Source organism: Geosporobacter ferrireducens (assembly GCF_001750685.1).
GTDB classification, from domain to species: Bacteria; Bacillota; Clostridia; order Peptostreptococcales; family Thermotaleaceae; genus Geosporobacter; species Geosporobacter ferrireducens.
The window spans coordinates 1790669-1810753 of record NZ_CP017269.1; the positions used below are offsets into that span (position 1 = coordinate 1790669).

16 protein-coding genes are annotated in these 20085 nt (G+C 41.3%); 6 read left to right on the forward strand and 10 right to left on the reverse strand.

Annotated features, from left to right (window positions below):
- The first annotated feature begins 67 nt into the window (after positions 1 to 67).
- The 4 genes from Gferi_RS08740 (at position 68) to Gferi_RS08755 (ending at position 6736) form a co-directional block, all read left to right on the forward strand.
- Positions 68 to 949 (forward strand): MurR/RpiR family transcriptional regulator, encoded by an 882-nt coding sequence (locus tag Gferi_RS08740; RefSeq protein WP_069975583.1) that lies wholly within the window; start codon positions 68 to 70, stop codon positions 947 to 949.
- A 71-nt stretch (positions 950 to 1020) separates the two neighbouring features.
- Positions 1021 to 2658, forward strand: a complete 1638-nt coding sequence (locus Gferi_RS08745) for a peptide ABC transporter substrate-binding protein (RefSeq protein ID WP_069975585.1) — start codon at positions 1021 to 1023, stop codon at positions 2656 to 2658.
- 701 nt (positions 2659 to 3359) lie between these two features.
- The gene (locus tag Gferi_RS08750) at positions 3360 to 4031 is read left to right on the forward strand and encodes a TetR/AcrR family transcriptional regulator (RefSeq protein WP_069975587.1); all 672 of its coding nucleotides are present in this window, start codon (positions 3360 to 3362) and stop codon (positions 4029 to 4031) included.
- A 71-nt stretch (positions 4032 to 4102) separates the two neighbouring features.
- Entirely contained in the window at positions 4103 to 6736 is a 2634-nt protein-coding gene (locus Gferi_RS08755) for a PEP/pyruvate-binding domain-containing protein (protein WP_069975589.1), read from the forward strand.
- A gap of 100 nt (positions 6737 to 6836) precedes the next feature.
- On the opposite strand, the gene Gferi_RS08760 is transcribed toward Gferi_RS08755, so the two are convergent.
- A complete protein-coding gene (locus Gferi_RS08760) occupies positions 6837 to 7814 on the reverse strand; it encodes a quinone oxidoreductase family protein (protein WP_069975591.1) in 978 nt (325 codons plus the stop codon).
- A 358-nt stretch (positions 7815 to 8172) separates the two neighbouring features.
- Here Gferi_RS08760 and Gferi_RS08765 point away from each other — a divergent pair, with 358 nt between their 5' ends.
- Positions 8173 to 8757 carry a pentapeptide repeat-containing protein gene (locus tag Gferi_RS08765; RefSeq protein WP_069975592.1) on the forward strand — a complete coding sequence of 195 codons (585 nt, stop codon included), beginning with the start codon at positions 8173 to 8175 and terminating at the stop codon, positions 8755 to 8757.
- A gap of 196 nt (positions 8758 to 8953) precedes the next feature.
- Complete coding sequence (locus Gferi_RS08770; RefSeq protein WP_069975594.1) at positions 8954 to 9676, forward strand: hypothetical protein; 723 nt, start codon at positions 8954 to 8956, stop codon at positions 9674 to 9676.
- A 32-nt stretch (positions 9677 to 9708) separates the two neighbouring features.
- Here the strand turns inward: Gferi_RS08770 and Gferi_RS08775 are convergent, their stop codons facing one another.
- The 9 genes from Gferi_RS08775 to Gferi_RS08815 form a co-directional block, all read right to left on the reverse strand.
- The gene (locus tag Gferi_RS08775; RefSeq protein WP_069975596.1) at positions 9709 to 10593 is read right to left on the reverse strand and encodes a ribokinase; all 885 of its coding nucleotides are present in this window, start codon (positions 10591 to 10593) and stop codon (positions 9709 to 9711) included.
- An 80-nt stretch (positions 10594 to 10673) separates the two neighbouring features.
- A complete protein-coding gene (locus Gferi_RS08780) occupies positions 10674 to 11657 on the reverse strand; it encodes an ADP-ribosylglycohydrolase family protein (protein ID WP_069975598.1) in 984 nt (327 codons plus the stop codon).
- Positions 11658 to 11673: 16 nt separating this feature from the next.
- On the reverse strand, positions 11674 to 13770 hold the full coding sequence (locus tag Gferi_RS08785) for an ADP-ribosylglycohydrolase family protein (protein WP_069975600.1): 2097 nt from the start codon (positions 13768 to 13770) through the stop codon (positions 11674 to 11676).
- Between the two features lie 81 nt (positions 13771 to 13851).
- Entirely contained in the window at positions 13852 to 15339 is a 1488-nt protein-coding gene (locus tag Gferi_RS08790; protein WP_069975602.1) for an extracellular solute-binding protein, read from the reverse strand.
- A 45-nt stretch (positions 15340 to 15384) separates the two neighbouring features.
- On the reverse strand, positions 15385 to 16272 hold the full coding sequence (locus tag Gferi_RS08795; RefSeq protein ID WP_069975604.1) for a carbohydrate ABC transporter permease: 888 nt from the start codon (positions 16270 to 16272) through the stop codon (positions 15385 to 15387).
- 2 nt (positions 16273 to 16274) lie between these two features.
- Entirely contained in the window at positions 16275 to 17276 is a 1002-nt protein-coding gene (locus Gferi_RS08800) for an ABC transporter permease (RefSeq protein ID WP_236932717.1), read from the reverse strand.
- Between the two features lie 12 nt (positions 17277 to 17288).
- Positions 17289 to 17600 carry a DUF4387 domain-containing protein gene (locus Gferi_RS08805; protein WP_069975606.1) on the reverse strand — a complete coding sequence of 104 codons (312 nt, stop codon included), beginning with the start codon at positions 17598 to 17600 and terminating at the stop codon, positions 17289 to 17291.
- A gap of 12 nt (positions 17601 to 17612) precedes the next feature.
- Complete coding sequence (locus Gferi_RS08810; protein WP_069975607.1) at positions 17613 to 18977, reverse strand: acyclic terpene utilization AtuA family protein; 1365 nt, start codon at positions 18975 to 18977, stop codon at positions 17613 to 17615.
- Positions 18978 to 18995: 18 nt separating this feature from the next.
- Positions 18996 to 19673 carry a FadR/GntR family transcriptional regulator gene (locus Gferi_RS08815; RefSeq protein WP_069975609.1) on the reverse strand — a complete coding sequence of 226 codons (678 nt, stop codon included), beginning with the start codon at positions 19671 to 19673 and terminating at the stop codon, positions 18996 to 18998.
- Between the last annotated feature and the right edge of the window lie 412 nt (positions 19674 to 20085).

A 20085-nucleotide genomic window follows, 5' to 3' on the forward strand; every position in this document is an offset into this window, starting at 1 on the left:
ATTCGTAACATTTTCATTGACTATCTGTAACAAATATAGTATCATACATAAAAAAGGCGGTGATCGATTGCTTATTACTGATTTGATAAAGCAAAACCTTGCTGGTTTAAGCAACAAACAAAAAAAAATTGCAAGGTACCTTATTCGAAATAAAAATAAAATTGCATTTATGAGTTTAAAAGAATTAAGCAATGAACTGGAAGTTTCTGAAGTAACCATACTTAATTTCTGCAAAGCGATTAACATGGAATCTTTTACTGATTTGAAAAAAGAGTTTCAGATTTTAATCAAAGAGGAATTAAAAGTTCCCGCTAAAATGAAGTCTTCGCTTGAAGAGTTGAAGAGTTTAGAAGATGCTGTGGGGAGCACACTCCAAATACAAAAAAATAATTTTGAGTATATCATTGAAAATAATACAATCGATTCCCTGCATACTGCCAGCCAATTAATCGCTGATGCAAGTACAGTATATCTATGCGGTTTGAACATATCGAAGCTCATATGCGACTTTCTCTATCCCAGATTAAAAAGGCTCGGCATTCATGTCAGGATATTAACTTTAGATGATGTAGAAATGCTAAGCAATGAATTAATACATGCCACAGAAAAGGACCTGTTTCTCCTTATTTCTTTTCCAATTTATTCAGATTCGATCGTAAAACTATCTCAATACTTGGCCATGCAGCAATTAAGATTTATTGCCATTACGAATAATGACCAATCTCCTATTGCACGGGAAGCCAAAGTAGTATTAAAATCAGAAAACCACTCTTTAGTTTTCTATAATTTTATATCCGCCGCCATCACCTTAGCTGAACTTCTGCTAGTTGTTTTAAGCTATGAAATGAAAGATAGAATTATTCTTGATATTAAAGCGATCGAAACCCTTCATCATTTTTTTAGAGACGAAAAGGAAAAGAAAAAAGCAAAAGGGGATACTTCTCAATAAGTATTAAATTGTAGAGAAATATTGTATCTACAATCAAAATAAATTTATTAATTTTCAGGGGGGAATTTTTCATGACAAAAAGGCCAATTATATTTTCTTTAGTTATGCTGCTTATGGTCGCTGCTGTTTTTTCCGGTTGTGCTTCTAAGGACCTTTCACCGCAGGCCTCGGGAGAAAACAGTGGTCAGAAACCTACAGTCTTAGAGTTTAACTTGGGGGCAGATCCAAGAACGATTGATCCAAGCTTAAACGATGCTATTGACGGTAGTCATATTATTAACAATATATTCGAGGCATTAATGAGAGAAATAAACGGAAAACTCGAAAATGCAATGGCAGAAAAAGTAGATATCTCAGAAGATGGACTTGTATATACCTTTTATTTGCGGGAAGCAAAGTGGTCCGACGGTCAACCGGTAAAAGCCCAGGATTTCGAATATGGCTGGAAGCGGGTCTTAAATCCTAATACCGCCGCCCCTTACGCGCCCCATATGTTTTATATTAAAAATGCCCAAGCATATTACGATGGAAATGCAGCTATCGATGAAGTAGGAATTAAAGCTTTAGATGAAAAAACCTTTCAAGTAACGCTCGAAACCCCAACTCCCTATTTTCTATCACTAATTACCCGGGGTGCATTTATGCCCCTTAGACAGGATATTATAGAGCAATCTCCAGAGGGATGGATAAAAAATCCTGCTACTGCCATATCAAATGGCCCTTTTATGTTAGTAGAATATATTATGGGTGATAAGCTTGTATTAAAGAAAAATCCTAACTACTGGAATGCGGAAAAAGTACAGCTTGATCAAATTAATTGCCATATGATTATAGAACCATCTACAGCATTAACCGCCTACGAGGCTGGCGATCTTGATATCATCAATATTATGCCTACTCAAGAAATACCAAGGCTAATGAAGGACGACCCTACTTTTAACCTTCTACCCCAGCTGGGTACATATTATCTAAATTTTAACGTTAATCAAAGCCCTACAAATGATGTCAAGGTTAGAAAGGCATTAGCATTAGCCATTGACAGAAAAGCTATCACTGAGCAGGTTAAAAAGGGAGGAGAAATTCCTGCAACCGGCTTTAACCCGGTTGGCCTCAAAGATTCACAAGGTAATGATTTCAACCAAAAAGCCGGTACCTATGACATAAATGTCACAGGCGGAAATGTAGAGGAAGCTAAAAAACTGTTGGCAAAAGCCGGATATCCTGATGGGAATGGCTTTCCAGAGATCACCTTATTATATAACACAAGTGAAAGCCATAAGGCCGTTTGTGAAGCCATTCAAGAAATGTGGAAGAAAAATCTCGGTATTAATGTAGCTTTAGCCAATCAAGAATGGGCTGTTTTCCAGGAAACAAGAAAGCAAGGGAACTATAATATCGCAAGAGGCGGTTATATTGGCGACTATCCAGATCCGGTAGGCCTGCTGGAGCTTTTGGTAACCAACTCAGCGAATAATGATCCCCATTGGTCCAATGCAGAATATGATAATCTCATTAATCAATCAAGATTTGCAAAGGGTGCAGCCCGTGATGAGCTTATTTATAAAGCGCAGGAGATTCTTATGCAAGAAATGCCAATAGCACCGCTGTACTACTATACAGACCCTGTCATGGCTAAGGATTTTGTAAAAGGATGGCAGAAGAACAGCATGAGTTACTGGTATTTTGGTGGGACATCTATCGCAAAATAGAAATACTTTAAAGTCCGATGCAAAAGAAATATCTTTTTCATCGGATTTTTTTCATTATATCCTAATGTATACCTGCTGTTTCTGGATCAAGTTTTATCCTTTTAATTATGGAAACATAAAACACAATAAAAAGCACAGGCCGCAGCCTGTGCTTTGAGTAAACGGAAGCAGACATAACAAAACGAAAAGAAATCCCTTGTTTATGGTTGAAAACAAGTTATCTTTACCGATTAGATATATGTCCATTAAATGAAATTTATAAATTAAGCTGCTGAAACTGTTTTAAGATACACAAAAAGAGGGTAGATTTGTCTCTCCCTCTTATATATTTCTAACATATATTCATATCCCGTCAACAAGAGTTTCCTTAAAATAGGCAGACCAATCCCGATTACCCTGCACACAGGCAGAGCCTTTAAGCACTATTAAATTAGTCACATAAAGTGTTTAATCGGATTCTAATCATATAAATACCCATTTTAAAGCAACCCTCCATTCATTTAAACTCATCATTATATTATCATATATCGTTATCTTTTACAATAGCATGTTGAATTAAGCTATCTGAGACTGCTTCAAACCAAAGTCTTGACATCCAGATAAATTTTTCCTTGACTTTTAGGGAATAATTATCTATACTAATCATACCGACCGTCGGTTTGTTCGTTATAGATAATCTGAATGCTTTAAGGAGGTATCTTATGACAATGCTGCAGGAAAATGACGTTAAGCAGGAACTGCTTAATGCTGCTATGGAGCTTTTCTCTGAAAAAGGATATGACCATACTTCGGTAAATGCCATTATTGAGAAGGTAGGGGTTTCAAAAGGGGCCTTCTACCATTACTTCAAATCAAAAGAAGATGTGCTGGAAGCAGTGGTAGCGCAGTATATTGAAAAAGAAATCCAAATTACGCATACAATTGCAGAAAATCATCGTTTAAATGCAATAGAAAAAGTTAGTAAACTGATCGGCGAAGTACTTGGATATAAAGCCTTAACCCTGAAAAAACGCCTAAAGATTTCTAGCTTTTTCCAAGATGCAGGAAATGTAAAATTCCAGCGTAAAGTGGTAGAAAGCAAATTTAAACTATTGCACCTGCCCTACAGAACCATTATTGAGCAAGGAATTCAGGAAGGCACCTTCCATATTTTTTACTTGGAAGAAACCATAGAACAAATCATGCATATGATTGTGATTCTAAATTCAGCTGTCACTAGGCTGGCTGCCGATATTGAAAAAAGACCTGACAACATCAAAATGATTAAACAAAAGATTGAAGCTTATGGAGATACAATTGAAAGAATCCTCGGAGTACAAAAAGGCTCAATCAATCTTTCGGAAATTATTAAGATATTTGAAAAACAGCTATAGGCTAAATGATTATGTACAACATCAATTAGATTCCTTTATCCTTTAAGAGCAAATTTGAGGAGGTATATCCTATGAAATTTGTGTATAGCTTTGATTCTAAAGAGATTCCAAGTCTTTCAAAGGTCGGCGGCAAAGCTATGTCCCTAATGCGTATGACACAGCAGGGGCTGCCTGTCCCTCCAGGCTTTGTGTTATCTGTGGAATTCTTTAAACCCTGGTTTGATTATATAAAAAGTACCGCTGAGTGGCAGAAGGTTATCACTTCTCTTCCCAGCGAGCTTAAGACCTATACGGCTGCTTTAAAAGAGCTGTGCATGCATCTGGAGTTAGACGAAAACCGTAAAAAATCCTTTGAGGCAGCACTGAATACTTTTGCGGAAAGCAGCAAAAATATTCTATTTGCAGTACGATCCTCTTCTCCGGAAGAAGACCTTGAGGGGGCTTCCTTTGCAGGTGGCTATGAAACCAGTCTTGGAGTAAACCTGGAAACTATAGAAGATGCACTGCGGCACTCCTTCGCTTCAAGTCTCGATGCCCGCGTCTTTCTATACAAAAAGGAGCACGGCTTCCCCTTAGATCATCCTAGAATCGCCGTTATCGTACAGCTTCAGGTTCCATCTGAAACCGCAGGTGTAGCTTTTTCCTTAAATCCTATTAACAATTGCTATGACGAAGCCGTAATCAATGCCAACTTCGGTCAGGGAGAGACAGTTGTATCTGGCTTAGCTTCACCGGATACATTTGTCATTGATAAAGTATCACAAAAAATACTTGAGAAAAGAGTGGGGAAAAAGGAAACTTCTATTTGGCTTTCCTCTGATGGCGGCACCTGTGAAAAACCTTCCCCTTCCCGTAAAGATTTGTGTCTGAAGGACGAAGATATACAGTCCTTGGTAAAAATGGTTGCCGCTGTAGAAAACTATTATCAAAAACCTGTAGATATAGAGTGGGCATTTGCCGAAGGGAAATTATACTTGCTTCAAGCCCGCCCTATTACCGCCTATATACCACTACCGGAGGAAATGCAGACAGCTCCGGGACATCCAAAACTTCTATACCTTGACGAAACTCTTGCTAAACAGGGAATTCATGAACCCCTATCCGTCATGGGCATCGATTTTCTTTCCTCCTTTTCAGCACAAAATATGAAGGCCATGTTCGGTAAAAATGTTTCAGGTGTTGTAGATGGTACAGGAGGTTTTTTTCAAGGAAGGATGTATCTGAACATCTCCAATCAGGTTAAGCTTTATGGCAAGAAGAAACTAGCAAACAACTACCGTTCTATAGATGTAACTTCGTCTGAACTCATTGGCAGCATAGACGAAAATGAATATGTACCAAAAACCCTTCCGTCCAAACTTCGTGGAGCGCTCTTAAAAGCGGCATTAAAGAATCTTGGCACAGGAATTGATATTCTCAAAGCATTGAAAAATCCGGAAGAATACCACAAAGAATTTCTCAGTCGGGTAAACCGGAATATAGAAAATTTAAAAGAGGATTTAAACAAAAACCTAACAGTTAAGGCTTTTGCAGAATCCGTAATTGAGCGGGGAGGAACCTTTTTAATTATTTCTCTTCCGGTATTATCGGCTTCAATGATTGCCAAATCCGCAATCAAGAAAATCTTTAAAGACAGTGACTCAGAAATACAGCGTAAGATCGCATACCTGGATAAAGCGCTGCCTAATAATATCACTACGGAAATGGGCCATGACATGTACAGGCTTTCCCGTTTTAAAGAAATCAAAAGCTGTCCGTCCTTTGGGCTATTCAAAGAAAACCTGGAGGCAAAATCCTTCAGTAAGGATTTTATGACTGCATGGGAAAGCTTTATGGGAAAATACGGTTTCCGATCTCCTAAAGAACTGGATATCGCAACACCTCGATACAATGAAGAACCTGCCCTATTCTACAAACAGCTGAAAGCGATGGCCGAAAACAATGATTCAGAACACAATCCCCTAATACGATTTGACCAAGACACGCGAGTTCGGGAAAAAGCTTTTGGTGAACTGCTGCTAGAAGCTGAGAAAAAGGGAAACCGCAACGCAAATAAATTTAAGAAGTATTATAAGGCCATGGTTCTATTTGGAGGATACAGAGAAGCCCCTAAGTATTATTTCATAATGGCCGTCGACATGTTGAGAAAAAAAGTTCTAAATTGCGCTGAAACCCTGACAAAATCAGGGCGGCTTGAGCGCCTTAATCAGGTTTTTGACCTCACTATCGGTGATCTGGAAAAAGCAATGAAAGACCCTTCTCTTGATCTTAAGCCGCTAATTTCTAAAAATACAGCCTTCCTTAGAAGCATTGAACACATACGAGAATTTCCCAAAGTTATAGACTCCAGAGGTAAAATCCTGCGCCTTCCCAAGAAAGAATCAAAGGAAGGTGAACTCATAGGAGAACCGATTTCACCGGGAATAGTAAAAGGAAAAGTGAAGGTCCTCAGATTCCCGGATGAAAAACCGATACTGCCAGGGGATATCCTGGTAGCAAGAGCTACAGATCCGGGTTGGACACCTTTATTTATCAATGCGGCAGGAATAATCCTTGAAGTAGGGGGAATGCTCCAGCATGGCGCCCTTATTGCAAGGGAGTATGGCAAACCCTGTGTTTCAGGAATCGAAGATGCTGTTTCTATTTTAAAAGATGGTCAGATGGTAGAAATTGACGGGCTAAATGGTACGATTAAACTGCTATAGGCATTTTTCATCAACTGTATTCTAAAAATAAATAACGCAGGTCCAGTGGTACCTGCGTTATTTATTTCGATCAATATCTATGTTTTACATAAATGATCCGCTAAAGTTTCAATATGATTTTGCCCACGCTTTTTCTGCTTTCGATCAACTCATGTACCTCTTTTGCCTCTTTAAGCGGATATGTGCCGCTTATGACAAGCTTTATTTTTCCTTGCTGTATTAGCGGCAGCACATGCTTTGCTGTTTCTCTCAGCATCTCTGGCCGTTGTTTTATCGTTGTACCTAAGCTGAACCCTAAAACAGACCGGCAACTGGAATGCAGCTGCTTTGTATTCACAGTACCGCCAGTTCCGCTTGAACTGTTGAAATTTATCAACCTTCCATACATGGCAAGACACTCAAGACTCTCATTAAAAATGTCTCCCCCTACCGAATCGAGAATAATATCGGCTCCCTTTCCCCCTGTTGCTTCTTTTACCGCATCAGAAAAACCTCCATTTCGATAATTGATCACTACATCCGCACCAACTTTCTGGGCCACCGGTATCTTTTCATCACTTCCCACAGTTCCAATAACTTTCTTTGCACCGAAGAGCCTTGCCATCTGAATTGCAGTGGTCCCAATTCCGCCTGCTGCTGCATGAATGAGTACGGATTCACCAGTTTGAATCCTTGCAACCGGCTTTAACAAATTATAGGTTGTAAAAGTCACAAGGGGACAAGCTGCAGCCGTATCAAAATCTATATCCTCTGGTATTTTAAAAGTAAGTCCTTCATCTGCTACAGTATATTCTGCGTACGATCCATTGCCGGGAAATGCAATAACTTTATCGCCTTTTTTTAGTGTCCCTACATCGGCACCAACTGCTTCAACTGTACCTGCAACATCCAGCCCAGGTATTACGGGTGGTTTGCCTGCTCCATGAAACTCCCCTTTTCTCGTCTTAATATCCGCAAAATTTACCCCGATAGCCGCCGTACGTATTAACACTTGATTTGATTTAATATTTGGAACCCCTATATCCTTTAACCGGAGTACCTCTGGTCCGCCAAATTCTTCTATCACAATCGCTTTCATCTGCATGCATCCTCCCTTTCGATATCAATGCTGTTTGTTGTTAACTTGCCCTATTTATTTCCTGTCTAAACAATATTTACTGAATACCCGGAGGAAAATTTCCTTTTAAGTGAATCGTTCTAAAGCTGCTTACTTGATCCATCTTTTTAATCCTAATCTACTTTTAAAAAATTCCTGGTATATCAATAAAAGAGGAAATCTATTATGTCCTATCGAATACTTTAAAGCGTGTGATCCACTCAATATAGATAAACCCTCCTAAACATGAATGTACGTAAGGGAGGACCTGTGTGTCGTCCCGAGTAAAATTAGATTTCTCAATCACACATCTATTGGGAGAATGAAAAGGAGAATAGCAATGATGGACATATTATACAAAAATGAGCATGAAGATATAACTTTTACTCAAATAAAGGCAATTGATCAAAATATGACCAATAAAACATTTATTCATTGCCAATTTACTAATTGTGATTTCTCGCAATCGGATTTTTCTTCAGCCTTCTTTGAAGACTGTTTATTTAGAGAATGCAATTTAAGCTTGGCTCAATTTAATGACTCAAAATTAAGAAATGTTGAATTTGAAAACTGTAAATTGTTAGGAATAGACTTTAACAAAGTAGATTCATTCATTATTGCTATAAACTTTAAAGATTGTTTGATTCAAAACTGCAACTTTTCTGATCTAAACTTAAGAAAAGCTGTGTTCCAGCAATGCAAGATATTGGAGAGCGACTTTTTCCATACAGACTTATCGGAAAGCAATTTCACCCATTCAATATTGACTGGAACAAAGTTTAATGATTGTAATTTGTCAAAAGCAAATTTCTCTTTTGCCAAAGATTATATGATAAACCCACTGAATAACAAGACAAAGAAAACCATCGTTACTTTACCTGACGCAGTATCCCTGTTAAAACACTTCGACTTTATTGTAAAATAGCCTGGAAACCCTTACAATTAAAAATAAGCAAAAGAATTGTCACCTTGACTAAAAAACAACTATATTTTAAAAATTTTTTTAAAATGTGGTTGTTTTTTTGCTCCCCTTTTTCTGTCTTATTTAGTGTAGGGCAAAACGAACTGGCCAGAGAGTGAAAGCCCCGAAAAATAAAAATGTAAAAAGGAGATGTTTTATTATGGCAGGATATCGAATGGAACGTACCACAAAAAACACATCATTACCAGATTCCAAAAACAAACCAATTTATATTGGTGTGAACGGTCTCTTAAAAATCCCTACTGCATATGCCGCAGTAAATGACTCTGCCCCAACAACATATGACGGAGTATTTCCAGAATTATTCTACGGATTTTATGCGGGCAGCTATGGAATTGATATTGGTTTAATTTTTAGAAATCAGCAATGGCAGGTTTTTGCACAATCTCCCAATGCACTTGATGGAACAACCTATGCTCAAGAGACACTTTTATCTGCATTGGCACCGGATAATGTAGTGGAAATCAAATCCTACCTTGGTACGACAAATAAGTTGCATCTGGATATCATAAAGGGCGGAACGACCGTTAAAAACTTTGTTGTAACATTAAAATCCGCTGCTTATACAGCCTTTAAAGCCGGTTCTTATATCAACAGAGAGATGAATGTTGTGACAAATAGAACAGGAAAGTATTTATTTACAGGTGCATACTTTATAAATGCACACTGGTATAACTGCACCTTAACAACCACCTCTTATTCCTATATTAAATGGGATAATACCTTTGGTGATGTCATTATAAATAAAGATCAGGACGGAGAAATTTGGGATCGGAGCCTGATTTCCCATAGTGCTTCTATGGAAAACGGCTTTGTCAAAGACATTGCAAGCATCGATTTTAGAAAATACAAAACAACATAGAAGAAAGGGAGTGCTTGCCACTCCCTTATTTTCTAGAGAAAATCCTCAACTTCTTCTAAAGAGGGTATGGAACATGCTGCACCTAATTTGGATACCGCTATCGCTGCAGCGGCAGATGCATATTTCAATGCTTCCTTTATATCCATTTCTTTCGCAATGGAACCTATGAAATACCCTGTAAAAGTATCTCCTGCCGCCGTCGTATCCACAACCTTATTTTCATATATTCCATGATATTCCCTTCTGTCTTTATCCGCATATTCAACGCCACGCTCACCCAATGTCAGTACAATTTTCATTTCAGGGTATTTTTTTAATAAATGCGCTATGATATCATTCACATTCTTTTCTCCTGTCAGCTGTTCCCCTTCGACTTCATTCAGTATAAGCGTATCTACATAATCCATGGGATAGTCGTATAGCTTTTGATTTGCAGGGGAAGGATTGAAGTATATTCTCATCCCTTTTTCGTGTGCCCTCTCCATCATATATGGTATGGATGCAATCTCATTTTGCAGTAATAAGATGTCTCCACTGTTAAAATGCTCTAGTACGCGGTCTACAAACTCCCCATTAATCTGTTGATTGGTGCCTCCATGAAGGATAATACAATTCTGTCCATTTTGATCTACCTGGATGATCGCATGGCCGCTGGGTTCCGGCAGGATTTTTATGTAATCTGTGTTTACCCCGCTGTTATTCAGTAAACCTATAAACATATCCTGATCGGCTTTTCCAATAGCCCCTGCATGAAAGGGCATCATCCCTGCTTTTGCCAATGCTATGGATTGATTTAGTCCCTTCCCGCCGCTTGTAACCGTAAGATGCTTGGAGGAGATCGTCTCTCCTGGCAGTACAAAATGTTCTACTTCATATATATAATCTACATTCAGTGAGCCAAAATTCAATATTTTCATCCGAAACCACCTCAATCTTTGTATTTTGTTTTCCTGATGCATCACAAAGTTGATTGTCTCACAATAAGCACCCCCGCCTTTTAAATCAGATCCGCAAGCTGCTCACCAATCTTTATCAAGTCAATCCCCTTGGTGAAGGGGAGGCATGTGCCCGATGGAAAGCGTGTCTTTTCAATCCAATGGGCCGGAATTCCCTTTACACCGTATTTTGCACCTAAAATCGCTCCGGCAACAGCGCCAATGGTGTCGGCATCCCTTGCAAAATTACCGGCTAAAATCACACCGGTTTTAAATTCACTGTGCACCATCTTTAAGCAGGCAAAGGCAGATGGAATCGCCTCTGCGGTTGTTGCCCAGGTACTTGCACGCAAGGCGTCGTGAAGGGGCATCCATGCATCGATAACAGAACCATTGGCTTTCTCAACGATATCAAAGGCTGTATTCATGGACGCATACAACCATGAATCCTTCGGAATAAACTGCATAGCTGCATCCATGATCTCTTCCATGGTCCCCTCTACCATTGCAATGGAAACAGCAGCAGCAACAGCCTGTGCACCCCAGATTCCGTCTGCATAATGACTGATAGACGCATCGATCTCTGCCATTGCAGCAGCACGCTCGGAGTCTCCGGCACAAATAATGCCTACCGGTGCAATGCGCATGGCTGAACCGTCACTCATGCGGAAAGTGCTGAACTTTCCGGATTCCGGCGGCCGGATTCCACGGCGCAGATTGTTGGCGGCAGAAATCTCACTTGCTCCGCCGCGCTTTAGCTCATCCTGGGTCACAACATCCTCAAACCACGCCTTCACAACATCCTCCGTTGTCAAATTTCCCTTGCAGTTTATCAGCGTCTTTGCTGTCAGCAATGCAAACTCTGTATCATCGGTGCTCCAGGAGGCTCCCCGGTTAAAATCAGTAGTAATCCCATAATTCTCACGATTGCTTTGGGTTCTGGAGGCATCTCCAAAAGAGTCTCCTATTGCAAGGCCGCAAATGCATCCAACGGCCTTGTCCCTGGCAAGGTCTTTATTGGCTTTTAAATCAGCTGCTGTAATCATATTTTTCCTCCTTCAATTATAACTCTTCTACAGTCAAATGGCCAAAACCGCATCTGCCCATTGCATACATAGCATAGCCTGCCATTCCATAAGCGTGGGTATTGTCCCTCACCTGCAGCATCTGCTTTCCATCTACAGAGAAGGTCAATAATTCCCCTTTCACGGTTAATTCTGCTGCGTACTCCCGGTCGTATTCCCAAGCAAAGGGACAAGCGGCCAGCCTCTCCATCCCATTATGATTACAGTATATTGCTACCCCTTCAGCGGTGAATCCGGCGTAATAGCCCCGCAGTGCCCCCTGTACCCTGGCTGAGATCAAATGGCTTTTTCCTGTCCGTGGAATCATTTTTCCTAAGACCCGTACATCTGTCATATAGTAGTTGCCTGTCATCGCCTCGGCATGCTCAAGACACATCGCCTCCATCACATCCCCTTCAATCTCCCATGCACCATGATTATGAGAAAAAGGCGTTATGGAAGCAAATTCTTTCTTTTGCTTTGAAATATCTATGGTATAGCTAGCTTTGCCGGTTATGGAAAAATCATCAATATATAAGCAGCCAAAGTCCCTATTCTTCTCCGGCGAATTCGCCTCAAACAGCAGTCCCACTTCATCCACCATCGCCCCCTCCAGCTCCGGGATCGTAAAGGTTATAGGATTCCAGCCCGCTGCTTTGATAACCATTCCGCCCAACAGAATCTCCTCTTTGGTGTATGTATTTCGCACATATGGGTTTAAAATGATACTTTCCCCTTTGTAACGGTCTGCATAGACCATCATGGAGACGGTTTGACCGGGATAAGCGGTTGGTGAAAACACCGGCATATATCTTTCATCATCAAAGTCCTCCCGGCGATAGAAGGGCTTATAGTAAATTTTACACCGCTGTCCTCTGGACATACGGTCAAAAAGTATCTCTGCCGAACCGCTGCCGCTGTATGCCCGCTCCGCAGAATGCCTCAAGGAACAGCCTATAGGATTGGAAAGCCGCAGGTTGTGGGTAGAGCCGGGAAGCTCAAAATCAAAGTGAATCTCACCAGCCTTCACACTTTCTGACAAGCTTTCCGGTGCAGTTTCTCCCGCCAGCCGGTAGCCTAGCAGAACCAGTTCCTTTGTGTAGGTCGGTATATCCAATAGATTCAGATAACCGGAAATGCCGGAAAGTACGACGCTGTCGTTGATTGGACTGCGATAGTGGGGTGCAATGCCTTCAAGTCCCCATGCAACACCCATAATTGTTCCCACATTTCCTGCATTGCAGTCTGTGTCCCAGCCGCACATGGTTGCAATCTCAACGCTTCTGTTAAAATCTTTACCGTACAGCATAGCCAGTACACATACCCCGGCATTTGGAATAATATGACACACACCTGTATACTTATCATACCCCCAATGCTCCTGCAGGTATCGGAGACACAGGCGAAAGTCGCCGGGATTCTCTTTATGAAACCCACGTACTGCATTTACTACCTTCGCATAGGTACAGTCCGGCGGAATTTGTGAAAGTCCTGCGTCGATGATCTCGTCAACATCTGCAGTGTTATATGCAGCCGCTATACAGGCGGCAATAAAAGCTGCACCATATATTCCATTCCCATCGTGAGAAACACTGGCAGCAATCGCAGCATATTCTGCAGCTTTTTTTACATTTCCCGGAAATACAAGACCCCAAGTATCAATAAAAATCTGTCCGCCAATCTGCTCCGCCATGATTATTCCGTTGGTCGCTGCTGACCCGGACTTTGGCGCAGGAATACCCGCCTTCAGGTTCAGATAGGCCGTATGCTCCGTGCTCACGCCGTAGCCGCCCCACCAAAACATCCCCACCCCTTCCCTGGTGTAGTTCAGCCATGCCTTTGCCACATCCTCCGGAGCCAATTCCCGGTCCTTTGCATCATCATAAAGGGCACGAAGAAAAAATACCGGACCATTTACATCATCATCCGCAGCAAAGTTTTTAAAATTTTTCACATACCCTGTAATATCCCCATAAAACCGCTCAATGCGCTCACTGGTCCAATCCGTTGGCTCAACAGGAGCACCCAAACGTATACCTACGTTCATTCCCAAAAAACCCGCATAGGTTTTTTCCAAGTAGTTCGTCGGAATCATGTCACACCTCACCCAATTATTTGTTGTATTAAGCGTACCTCACCCTGTGTCTGTATTACAGGGTGAGGTACAAACCACAAGTTATTTTAGTTGTTCTACTAAATAAGCGCTAATTTCATCGCCTCCGGCGGCATTCCATTTGATTACAAACTCATCGAAGCTGTCAATATTTCTAACCCCTCTGATAATATCCGTTGAATACTCAATATACAGTTTATCCATGGCATCCTTTAAAGGAAGCAGCTCGTTAGGAAGTATTACATTGATATCACTATGGTAGTATTTTGCTGCAGCATCAAGGGATGTAACGGCAGGAGCCGTCAGCACATCTCCTGTAATATTGGAAGTGTTCAGGCCTTCCATCGTTGGCCAGAAACGAGCCCACCATTCGGGGAATTTTTCAGTCAATGTGATTTTCCCGTCGCTTTCGGTATAATGGATGTCCTTGAGGCCCAGCTTGTCAAGCTTCCTGCCTTCTGCCCCAGCCATGTATTCCAGCACTGCCCAGGCAGCATCCTTCACTTTTGAATCTGCATGAATGGCAAAGCCCCTGGATTCTTTCGTAACATCAATAGACTGATATGCCTGAGAGATTCCCTTCGCCGGTGGGAGTACTGTAAGTTCAGCAGCCTGACCATTGGTCTGAATCATCTTATTGTTGTATACGTTGACAACATCCCCTGCGGTACCGGAAACAAATCCTGACTTTCCTTCATAGAAGGCCTGCTCCATCGTATCCCACTGTTTTGTAACGTATTCTTTATCCAATAGTCCCTCTTTGTACAGCTTTGCATAATAAGCCAGCTTATTTTTCTCAAATTCTGTAGCCTTGGCATAAACGTATTTTCCATCTACCTTCACAATGGTGCCAGTCACACCGAATGCATGGTTAAATACACTGTCCAGCTTGGCGATGGTTCCATCCGTAGTTATAGGATATTCGCAAATCCCCTTATCCTTCATTTCTTTAAACATTGCATAATAGTTATCGGGAGTTGGATTTTCAAGCACTCCTTTACCGGTTTCAAGCCTATTGAACCAGTCGCTTCGCATAACAGGAATTTGCACTCTGGCAGGAGCTAACCACAGCAGATATGGATAGTTTTTGATGGATTCTGTATTATGACTTTGCATGATGGCTTTCACATGGGTCGAGTTATTTATATAAGGAGTAAGGTTCTCCAACATACCCTCCTGTGCAATAGAAAGATCCCCGCCTTGGAAATAGATGATGTCTGGAGCAATTTGACCGGTTCTAAAGGCGATAGGAACCACGTCGGCATATTTACCTGCAGGGGCTTCCAGGACTTCAAGTTTTATGTAATTGTCTTCGGCAGCCATTCCCGCCTCTATTTCCGCCACCAGTTTTTGTACGTTTTCCTCAGTCGGTACAACATCCTTGCACAGATAGGTAACCGTCACCGGCGCATCTTTCGTACCAATCTTTCCTGATCCTGGCGATGCCGCCCCTTCAGGTGCAGCTGCAGGAGTTTCCTGCTTAGGACTGCAGCCTGTAAACAGTGTAAAAATCATTAACAATGCTAGGGTCATACTGATGAACCGTTTCATTTTTAAAACCTCCTTTTATTTTGTTTGACTTTAATATAATTTGCTCTATTCCTTTACTCCCCCGCCCATAACGTCCTTGGCATAATATCTGAGAACGATTGGGTAAAGTAGCAAAATCGGTATAATTGCCACGATAATCGTGGCTCCCTTAAGGGCCGCGTAATCCACACGGGCCAAATCATTATAATTAAAGAGGTTCTGCTGGCCTACAATCGAAGCTGTATCCCCCAGTACAACAAACTGCCGCAACACTACCTGGAATAAGGTATCCTTTGCTTTGACCAGGTATATGCTTGCTTTGAAAAATTCGTTCCAGCGCAGCACTGCATAGAACATGGTGATGGTTGCGATCCCTGCTTTAGACAATGGGAACACAATGGAAAACAATATACGCATATGTCCTGCACCATCAAGCTCCGCAGCCTCAAAAATGGAAGAGGGAATTTCTTCAAAATAACGCATCATAATAATAAGATAATAGACATTCACTGCTGTAATCAGTATGACTGACCATTTGTTTCCCATAAGTCCCAGTTTTTGCACCACCAGATACTCAGGTACCAAACCGGGTTCAAACAGCATCATGATAATGAGAAATACCATAATAACCTTTTTGAACATGAGATTGGGTCTTGTCAGCACATATGCCGCAGTAGTAGTGAGTATAATGTTGATCGCCGTACCCACTACAGTAACAAAGATAGAGTTCCCAAAAGCAGTCATCAGTGCCGGATGATTAAACACAATGCGGTAATTGATGAGACTGAAATCCTTTGGAAAGATCTCAAGGCCGCTCATGGTAACCGATGCTTCCGGACTGGAAAGGGAACGTGCCAAAATATTAAGCAGCGGGACAATCATGGTAAGTGTAATCACTCCGAAGATGAGCATCAGAAATATCTGTCCGAGGGTAAATTTTTTATGCCGTTTCATGATTACCACACACCCTTTCCTGTAATTTTTTTAGATATGAGGTGGGTTGCCAATACAAGAAATACACCCACTACCCCTTTGATTAAGCTTACAGCCGTTGACAGTGAATACTGTGCATTTTGAATACCGATCCGGTAGATATAGGTATCCAGAATATCCACTGCGCTTAGCACTGCGTCGTTAGAAAAATTAAGCACCTGGTCAAAACCTGCATTCAGGAAAAAACCTAAATTAAGGATAAACACTGTAACCATCGGCGTTATAAGGGCCGGCAAGATGATATATCTAATAATACTCATACGGTTTGCACCATCTATCTCTGCCGCCTCGTATAAATCTGAAGGGATACCGAGAATAGCGGTAAAGTAAAAGATGGAATCCCAGCCAATACTTCTCCATGCCTCTGACAGCATTAGAATCCAACGGATTTTTGATTTATCCGTCATAAAATCTATGGATGGAAGATTGAAAATCCCTAGGATTTGGTTTACTGATCCGGTAGACGGAGAGAGTGCAGCAATCCAAATGCCCGCAATAACAACCCATGATAAAAAGTGAGGCATGTAGGATATGATCTGTACATATTTTCGAAAGCCGACCACCCGCAGCTCGTTCAGCAGGATAGCAAATAGCACGAAAAATGGGAATAAAAGGATAAATTTCATAAAGCTGATGATCATAGTATTGCTCAAAATATCCGTAAAAGCCGAGGTTCTAAAAATCATCTTAAAGTATTTTAATCCAACGAATGTCCACGGCCCCCGGGCTTTATACTCGTAAAAGGCCAGTCTCATTCCCAGAATCGGCCAAAGGCGGAATATCAGAAAATACAATATTGTAGGCAACAAAATAATATAGAGCATCCTGTCGGCATACAGCTGTTTCCACATCTGACGAAGATTGGGCCGATTGCTTTTGGGGACAAAATTTGGATGCAGACGCCTCCATGGCTGAAGAAAATTCTGTTTTTCCTTAGGAGGCATCCTTTCTTCTCTTAAACCCATAACAATCCTCCTTTACGGAATCAGAATATCCATCAGTGGGGCATGCTGCTGCGCTCCATATACATCCCGATCCCGGAAGGTTCCTGATGAGACAGTTCTGTTATATGTAATCTTAATGCCAAGTCCCTTTTCAAAAAAAACGATCTTGCTGATATCTTCAGGCTCCAAATGATAGCGTTCACAGATGGTTTGAATGTTGATTACGCCGCTTTCTACCACTCTTTTGTAGCTTTCCGGATTATCAAATAGTATGTCCAGTGTAATTTCAAAGGGCCCGCTGTTTTTACTTCTTAATACTTTAGCCAAATCTACAAGTCTATTCATAGATGCCTCTCCTTACTTCATTCTGTATTCGATGGGAAATAATGCTTTTCCGTTCACAGTTTCCATCAGATGATAGACTGAAAACTCATATACTGGCCCAAACTCTACATCGCTCGGTGCAAAAGGAAATGCCAAATTGCCTGCTGTAGATTTTCTTCCTTCATAACCATAGTGCATGAAAGTCGAACGTACTGAACTACACAATGCAGATGCCTCACTCTGGGTTTTGGCAATCACCTCAAAAACGACACCCAATTCATGTCCTGCCCGGTTGCTCGGCTCCAGATTACCCATTACCCCATTTTTACCGTAGTTGTAAAAATTAATCTCATACTGGTCTCGGGGAATTTCCGGATATTGCTCCATGACACTGTTTTTTACCAAATCCTCTACTTCTTCTATCTTCTCTATGAGCAATGGGTCCCGAATACCTGCAACCACAAAAGTTCTATAAGCTACCTTCCGGGCACCCTCCAGCTTAATTTCATATACAGATGTTTTGCTCATTTTACTGCCGCTTACACGAACACGGCCACTTCCGATATATGTAAATTCACAGTTTTCTAGATCCAGCACAATCCCAGGTCCGTGCAAAATATAGGGATGATCTTTCTCATAAAAAGTGTGTGCGGCAATACTCACCGGTGTGCACTTGCGCTGCGGATTGGTAGGATATACCTCAAAGCAATCTTCATAAAGCACACCCATCATACAATCCTTTGTCGTACCGGGTTCACAGCACAGCGCACCGCACTCCAGCACCTTTCCCATATGATAGGCCATTCCTGCATCAAAGCCGTGGAATATGCCTACAGCTGCAAAGGGGGAAGGGTCATAGGCCCTGCCGCAGACAATTAGTTGTGCCCCGCATTCTAATGCTTCCAAAATAGGCTCAATACCCATCTGGGCGACTATACCGGTGGTTTCTTCCAAAGCCTTTTCCGTAAGAACAGGTACCGCGCTTCCTAAAGGGGTAACCTTTTCCTGCTTCATATGCCGGCGAACAACTTCCTTTGGAATATCAGCCCAGATAACAGCCTGCTTAAGGGGCGATAGTTTACGTTCAGCGATAATCTCATCAATGATATCCAGTGTCCATTCTACATGGGCCCTCGCACCGCTTCCGCCAGCTGAACCGATAATCACCGGAATATTGTTTGCAAAGCCCGCTGCAAGGATGTATCCCAAATCCTTTTTACAAGCCTGACGGCTTACGATTGCCGCATTGGCCCCCAGTTTATGGGGGCCTGCATCGGTAGAACCTGCATCCACAACAATCGCATCCGGCTGATCCTTTAAGCCCTTTTCAAAGGACTCTGGAGGAAAACCATATCCCAGAATGCCACAGGGTGATAGAATCTTAATACATTTTTTCATTTTTCTTACTCCTTCTGTTTATTTCATACTCTCAACTTTCTTGTCTACCATTCTCATATGATAAAGTACTGCCTCTCTTGCCGCATTCTTGTCGCGATTGGCAATAGCCTTTGCAATGGCCAGGTGTTCCTCTGCAATTTGATTGCGCCGTTCCTGATCCCGGTGGCTTCTATTGGCAATTTCACTGATTAAATCATAATAAGTATCGATAAAATTCATAAAAAAGATATTTCTCGATGCCTGGGCCAGTTTGTAATGGAAGTAATGATCCATATTGTGCTGGATTTCTTCGTTGTCAGCAACACCAAGTCCGTCAAACAGCTCTTCAATCTCTTCATCACTGGCTCTTTCAATAACACGCTCCACCATTTTCAATTCCAATGTTTCCCTAAAATCTAGCAAATCACTGTAGGTAGCCTTTTTCAACAACTCATTTACCGACTCATTCATAAGCATACCCTGGATGTCCTCCTGAATGTAGGTACCATCCTTAGGTTTTCTGCGTATATATCCCTGAGACTGCAAGCGGGTTAATGCTTCACGCAATATCCCCCTGCTCACTCCAAATTGTTCGGACAAAACCGTTTCATTAGGTAATTTATCTCCTGCCTTCAAGCTGCCGTCCCGTATCATCTGAATCATTTGTTTGACAATCTTATCCGAAAGTCTGTCATAACGCAAAGGTGTAATATCCATCTCAACCACCCAATCCGCCTCTATGGCATGATATTGTTTTATCTTAATTTGTTGAATTGTTTAATTGTTTAACAATTTAACAATATATTAACACGTCTACTCAATATTTGCAATACTCTATTTTTTTTGGATAAGTTCTGTGCAAAACCAGATATTTTTGCAAATATATAAGTTGCAATAAATAGGTTACATCCGCTACGCCAAACCGTCCCCAGGGCTCCGCTATCTCACACAGAGTTATAATCGCTTTATTGCAACTTATATAAAAAGCATCTATAGGGAAAACCTCCTCATAGATGCTCGGTTATCATTTATAAACTTTTTTTTATTTTCTTTACAGTTTTCAATACAAAGCTTGATCGCAGTATTCTGTTCATTTCACCAAAAACTGGTGCCCCTCCATAAAAATGGG